Annotated in this window: 6 protein-coding genes and 1 tRNA gene; 4 read left to right on the top strand and 3 right to left on the bottom strand. The window is 40.1% G+C overall.

Going from position 1 to position 6,425, the window contains the following annotated elements:
• Positions 1–218: 218 nt before the first annotated feature.
• The 3 genes from HYU69_08995 to HYU69_08985 form a co-directional block, all read right to left on the bottom strand.
• Positions 219–782 (bottom strand): aminoacyl-tRNA hydrolase, encoded by a 564-nt coding sequence (locus HYU69_08995; GenBank protein ID MBI2270475.1) that lies wholly within the window; start codon positions 780–782, stop codon positions 219–221.
• Positions 783–908: 126 nt separating this feature from the next.
• A complete protein-coding gene (locus HYU69_08990; protein MBI2270474.1) occupies positions 909–1,601 on the bottom strand; it encodes a 50S ribosomal protein L25/general stress protein Ctc in 693 nt (230 codons plus the stop codon).
• Positions 1,602–1,675: 74 nt separating this feature from the next.
• Positions 1,676–2,608 (bottom strand): ribose-phosphate pyrophosphokinase, encoded by a 933-nt coding sequence (locus tag HYU69_08985; GenBank protein ID MBI2270473.1) that lies wholly within the window; start codon positions 2,606–2,608, stop codon positions 1,676–1,678.
• Positions 2,609–2,783: 175 nt separating this feature from the next.
• Between HYU69_08985 and HYU69_08980 the strand changes: the two genes are divergently transcribed.
• From HYU69_08980 to HYU69_08965, 4 genes are all read left to right on the top strand, one after another.
• Positions 2,784–2,867, top strand: a tRNA-Leu gene (locus tag HYU69_08980).
• Positions 2,868–3,258: 391 nt separating this feature from the next.
• Positions 3,259–4,452: an ATP-binding protein gene (locus HYU69_08975; protein ID MBI2270472.1), complete on the top strand. Its 1,194-nt coding sequence runs from the start codon at positions 3,259–3,261 to the stop codon at positions 4,450–4,452.
• A gap of 45 nt (positions 4,453–4,497) precedes the next feature.
• Entirely contained in the window at positions 4,498–4,800 is a 303-nt protein-coding gene (locus HYU69_08970; protein ID MBI2270471.1) for a dihydrofolate reductase family protein, read from the top strand.
• Positions 4,801–4,814: 14 nt separating this feature from the next.
• On the top strand, positions 4,815–5,903 hold the full coding sequence (locus tag HYU69_08965) for a hypothetical protein (GenBank protein ID MBI2270470.1): 1,089 nt from the start codon (positions 4,815–4,817) through the stop codon (positions 5,901–5,903).
• Positions 5,904–6,425 lie beyond the last annotated feature (522 nt).

Here is a 6,425-nt window from a genome sequence, read left to right as displayed (position 1 = left end):
GTGGTTACGAATCAATGCTCGAACATTACCTGAAAGTAGCTCCACAATTTAATGAACCGCTGTATACGAGGCCCGTACGTACAGTGGTGTGAGAGGCGCACTCCGTCAGATTTTGATGACGGAGCCGCCTACTCGATTATAATCAAATTGGGCGAAGTTGAACAGGGAAAGGAGAAGCAGTGAAACGAGAAAAAATAATTTACGCATTTACCCGATTCTTATTTATTGTTGTATAAATTCATGGTGCGATCGATGCCAATAGTACCAAAGCTTTTTATGGTTTCTACAGCAAGGTCTATCCGCTGGACCAGTAATTTTTGTTCTTCGGCAGTCCATTTGCCAAGTACATAGTCAACCTGCCGGCCTTTCTGGAAATCACTGCCAACACCAAAGCGCAGGCGTGGATACGCGGAGGTGTTAAGCGTTTCTTGTATGTTTTTTAAGCCGTTATGACCTCCATCGCTTCCTTTTGGTTTAAGACGGAGGGTGCCTAAAGGAAGTGAAATATCATCAGTGATGACCAGTAAATGTTCTATGGGAATTTTTTCTGCCTGCAGCCAGTAGTTTACGGCTTTCCCGCTAAGATTCATGAAGGTTGTAGGCTTTATTAAAATAAATGTTTTGCCTTTGAACTTGTATTCCGCTTTGTATGCAAGCCTGTCCTGCGTAAAAAAAACACCGGAGGTGTGGGCCAATGTATCGAGTATGCTAAAGCCTATGTTATGACGGGTGTTTGTGTATTCGTCACCAATATTGCCGAGGCCTGCGATTAAATACTTCACCTTGTAAATATATTAAGAAAGTTTAAGGGGACTCTTAATTGTTCTAAAACAAAACCACCTCTCCGAATTGGAAAGGTGGTCGAAAATCAACTTCTTCTCCGCCCTCAGGCGGGAATGGGAGTGAGACTATTTTTTCGGAGCGTCCTTCTTCGGAGCATCTTTCGCACCCGCTGCCGGAGCTGCTGCACCCGGAGCACCCGCTGCCGGAGCCGGAGTACCTGCTGCCGGAGCTGCTGCCGCTGTTGTAGCTGCTGCTGCCGGAGCTTCTTCTTCCACGTTACGTGTTACACGTACGGCAATAACGGTAGCGTTAGGAGTGTTTAAAAACTCAATGCCGTCCAATTTTATATCTTTTACACGAACCGAATCGCCGATTTCCATTTTTTCAACATTAACTGTGATCGCATCAGGAAATTTATCCAAAACTCCTTTAGCTGTAAGGCTTCTTAGCTTTTTCAAAAGTTTACCTCCTGCACGCACACCGGGGGCTGCACCTTCAGTTTTTACGGGAATCTCCATCGTGATCGCTTTTCCGGGAGTGATCTCCAGGAAATCAACGTGGATGATCTTATCCGTTACTTTATGGAACTGTATGTCTTTCATTACCGCGCTGAATTGTGTTCCTCCAACGTCAATTTTTACCGCATGAATATCAGGAGTGTATACAAGGGGTTTGAATTCTTTTTCTGGAGCGGCGAAATGAAGAGGTTCCTTACCGCCGTATAATACGCATGGCACCATTTCGCTTCTTCTCAGGTCAGCGGCATCTTTTTTTCCAACTTGGGTTCTCTTGGAACCTGTGATCGTTAATGTTTTCATTTTTCTTATTTGTTAATTTAAATAAACCCCTTTACTTTATTTGCGGGCCGTCGGGGGAGATCAACGGTGTTTGATCAGCAAATAAAATGCGAACTAATGGATTCGAAATTATGAACCCTGTGTAATACGTTGGCAAACAGGTCGGATACCGATAGGACTTTTATTTTACTACTCTCCCTTTTAAGAGGAATAGTATCGGTAACGATCAACTCTGTAAGTTTTGATTTTTCAATACTATCATATGCTTTGCCTGAAAGTACAGGATGTGTGATCACGGCACGCACGCTGGCCGCACCCCTGTCAAGCATCATGTCTGCCGCTTTGGTAAGTGTGCCCCCTGTATCAATGAGGTCGTCAACCAGCACAATGTTACGCCCTTCAATTTCACCAATGGCGGTCATTGAGTCAACAACATTGGCTCTTGTGCGCTGCTTGTAGCAAATAACAATTTCACACTTTAAAAATTTAGCGTATGCGTTAGCCCGTTTAGCGCCGCCCATATCAGGCGCGGCCATACTGAGGTCAGGCAGGTTAAGGCTTTGTATGTATGGTAAAAATATAGATGAGGCGTACAGGTGATCCACAGGAACTTCAAAACATCCCTGTATCTGATCGGCGTGCAGATCCATTGTAATGATCCGTGTTACACCGGCGGCTGATAATAAATTAGCCACCAGTTTAGCACCAATAGCTACACGGGGTTGATCTTTGCGATCCTGGCGTGCCATGCCGAAATAAGGCAGCACAGCTACTATCTGGTTAGCAGATGCTCGTTTAGCGGCATCAACCAATAATAATAATTCAAATAAATTATCGCTGGGAGGAAAAGTGGATTGAATAATATACACATCACTGCCACGGACCGTTTCTTCAAACGACACCTGGAACTCGCCGTCGCTGAACTTCAGGATACTGACATTCCCCAAAGGCTGACCGAAAGATTTAGCGATTTTTTCGGCCAAATACCTTGAACTGGATCCCGCAAATATTTTAACCTGTGATTCCATGTAATGCCCTCTTAAACAAAGGGCTGCGAATATAGCTAATTTCGGCGAAATGTGCCAAAATATTTGGTCTGTATGAAACAAATGAATAATTTCGACCCTTGTAAAAAAGTTGGCAATAAGCGGTTTGCAGGTAGCAAACATAAGAAGCTAAAAATCAACTATTTACTGCAAGTATGCCCAGATGGCGGAACTGGTAGACGCGCTGGTCTCAAACACCAGTGTCTTCACTGACATGCCGGTTCGATTCCGGCTCTGGGTACTGAAGCGGAATAGTTGGATATCCAATCCAACATTCCGCTTTTATTGTGTTCGAAATCATCGGGAAATGAAGCAAATCGACTGAAAATGTTTGCTATTTTATTAGTTCGATAAGTACCATTTCTTCTATCATAGCCTATTCCCTGAGGGAACATCAAATTTTGCAGCGCTATCTTCTGATACAACTGACCATTTTGCCACAAATTTACAAGATTTGAGTGTAAAAACTTGACTAATTATACCATTTCAAATTAAAACATTTGCAGCAGCAGCTTTAATTATTTATATTTTGCTAAATGCGAATATTGCACAACAGTATGTGCAATATTTATTCATTTATGCACATCCTAATGTGCAATTTTAGTTTATATTTGCAAAAAAGAAATTTACAAATGATAGCATTATTAGAACAATCGGAAAATCTTTTAGCCCAAACATTCTTAGATTTCAAACGATTCCTTTTTGATAAAATCAGATGGAATAATAGATTGATAGGCATCAAAGGAGCAAGGGGAACAGGTAAAACTACTCTGTTGCTACAATGGTTGAAACAACAGAATCTATCAGCAGACAAAGCAGCATATTTTTCATTAGACGATCTATACTTTACCCAACATTCCTTGAAAGAAACTGTAAGGGATTACCACAAACAGGGAGGAAAGATTCTTGTCCTGGATGAAGTGCATAAGTATAAAAACTGGTCAGCAGAAGTTAAGAACATCTATGATTTCTTTCCTGATTTAAAGATAATTTTCACAGGTTCGTCCATCATTGATATTTCCAGGCAACAAGGTGATTTAAGCAGAAGAGCTTTGATTTATGAATTACCGGGCCTATCATTCCGTGAATATCTATCCATGAAAAATATTGTCACCCTACCAGTGATAACCCTTGATGAACTCCTTTCAGATCCAGGTCAGATCAGAAAGCACGTGCCGAAGGATTTCAGACCCATTCAACACTTCACTCAATACCTCAATACCGGATACTACCCCTTTGCGTTGGAGGATCCTGAATCGGTGCATCAGAAAATAAATCAACTCATCCGAACTATTGTGGAATATGATATGGCCGAGTTGAAAGATTTTGATATACGCAATGCCAAGAAAGTGCTTCAGCTGATATACGTGATTGCACAACAAGTGCCTTTCAAGCCGAATCTTACATCACTTGCAGTAAAGACATCCATCCATAGGAACTCTTTAAGCAATTATTTGCACTACCTGGAGCAGGCAAAGATCATTACACTGCTTTACCCTGCCGGGCGTAGTACGGCTGTGCTGCAAAAACCGGAGAAAATATTCCTGAACAATACCAGCTTACTATTCTCATTGGCTGAAGAGCAAGCAGAAAAAGGTGCTGTAAGAGAAACATTTTTTATGTCGCAGCTCCATCCATTTCACAAAATACATATGCCTAAGCAAGGAGATTTTATCGTAAGCAATAAATACACATTTGAAATTGGAGGCAAAGGAAAAGATCACAAGCAAATACAAGGTGTAAAGAATGCCTGGTTTGTTAAAGATGATATAGAAACTCCTGTTGCAGGAACTATACCTTTGTGGATGTTCGGGTTGTTGTATTAATTGCAGACTTTTGGGAGGCGATCTTATTAAATACGGTGTTAATAAATATTATTGAAAGGTGGAACAACATTTCATTTTATCACCAGCGGAATTAAATCGGCATTGGATGAAGCAAAAAAAACTGCACAAGGAAAAGATATAGTAATTGGAGGAGGCGTTTCAACAATTCGCCAATCTTTACAAGCGGGTTATATTGATGAATTAGAAATTTCATTATCACCAGTTTTTCTTGGTTCAGGAGAAAATTTATTCTCAGGAATTGACATGTTTAATTTAGGGTATAATAAAATAATAAGAACAGAAAGTGAAGAAGCAACTCATTTTACCAGCCATCCCTATAAGCTATAAAAATCAAGAATAGTATGGGTGTTTCTGATCTAAGAATAATAGGTGGTATATTTTTAATGTCGGTTATGGGTACGACTTCTTCTTGCCATTCACAGAACACACAGAATAAAAAGACCGAACAGCAATCTCAACCAAAAGACTCCCCAATAGCTGAATATATTGTGGAAATATTCGAGGACTTAAAAGGGAATCTGTGGTTTGGAACCATTCCAAAAGGTGCGGCCCGTTATGATGGAAAAATGCTTACTTACTTTTCTACAAAAGGTGGATTAATCGGTAATGTTGTTACAAGCTTTGCGGAAGACAAAGATGGAAATTTGTGGTTTGGCACACATTCGGGACTTTCAAAATATGACGGCAAAAAATTCACCAATTTTACCGAGAAAAATGGTCTTGTTAACAACAGGGTTTCTGAGCTATTAATTGATAAAACAGGAATCATTTGGGTTGGAACCTGGGAAGGAGTTTCCAGGTTCAACGGTACAACTTTTTCAAATTTCCCAATTCCAAAACCTGACGTTACAATATTGCCGTATCAGTCAATCATAAACATGATTACAGAAATTATTGAAGATAGGCAAGGGAATATTTGGTTTAGTCGAGATGGTTATGGGGCTTGCAAATACGATGGAAAATCATTTACTCACTACACTGAAAAAGATGGTCTTGCTTCAAATAATGTTCAGGTTATCCATGAAGACAATCAAGGAAACCTTTGGTTCGGTTCAAGAGTTGCGGAAAAAGACAATCCAAATAAAAGCAGTAGAGCCGGAGACGGTGGACTTAGTAAATTTGACGGTAAAACATTTACCCAGTTCGCCAAAATAAAAGGTCTTAGCAAAAATGACATTTATGCAATCAATGAAGATAACAACGGAAACATTTGGATTGGTGCAAATGGTTTTGGAGCATATCGCTATGACGGAAAAGATTTTACTTTAATCAGCAAAACGGACAGAGAAGATCTAATGCCATTTGGTTATGGCATTCAAGACATATTGGAAGACAAGGAAGGAAATCTTTGGTTTGGATTATCAGGAGGACTTTTTCGCCTTAAGGAAGATTCCATTATCAATGTTACTCAAAATGGACCTTGGAATTGAAAACATAAAATACGAACGCATAGTGACGCATGACAACAATTAGAAAGTAATTAGCAGCAAAATTTAAGCCTCCTTTAACAGGTGACCGTACAAGTCTCAAATCCGAGCAAAGTCCCTTGTATCTTCAAGGAGTTCGTTCATATTTGGTTTGGAAGGGGGTACTTTAGCGGAAAAGCTGTCAAAAATGATGGCTTTTCCGTTTTCATCCGCCTTGGAACCCTTGTCACTCCTACATAAAAGGTCTAACACTTGTTAACATTGCCAAATCTGTCGGTTGTTAATGTTGCTCCGCTTACTGTTCCATTATTTCCGTTAATAGAATTATCATTAGCGTTACCGTTAAACATATATTCAGCAACGGGGGCTGAAGAATTTTATTTTCTCCCGAGTTTGACACTCGAATCGAGGTCGCAACCCTACAGCCCTTGTTAATGCTGCATTCTTGTTTGGATTTTAAAATTTTGTAGTGAACAAACATTAACAAAACGTTGTTAATACTTGCGTTTAGGCTTGTGATTTAAT

The organism is Bacteroidota bacterium (genome assembly GCA_016183775.1).
In the GTDB taxonomy this organism is placed as follows: domain Bacteria; phylum Bacteroidota; class Bacteroidia; order JABDFU01; family JABDFU01; genus JABDFU01.
This window is presented reverse-complemented; position numbering and strand designations above follow the sequence as displayed.

Bases quoted from the DNA above. Each gene is read 5' to 3' on its own strand.
- HYU69_08990 (MBI2270474.1), bottom strand. From the start codon at position 1,601: ATGAAAACATTAACGATCACAGGTTCCAAGAGAACCCAAGTTGGAAAA.
- HYU69_08985 (MBI2270473.1), bottom strand. From the start codon at position 2,608: ATGGAATCACAGGTTAAAATATTTGCGGGATCCAGTTCAAGGTATTTG.
- HYU69_08965 (MBI2270470.1), top strand. From the start codon at position 4,815: ATGGGTGTTTCTGATCTAAGAATAATAGGTGGTATATTTTTAATGTCG.
- HYU69_08975 (MBI2270472.1), top strand. From the start codon at position 3,259: ATGATAGCATTATTAGAACAATCGGAAAATCTTTTAGCCCAAACATTC.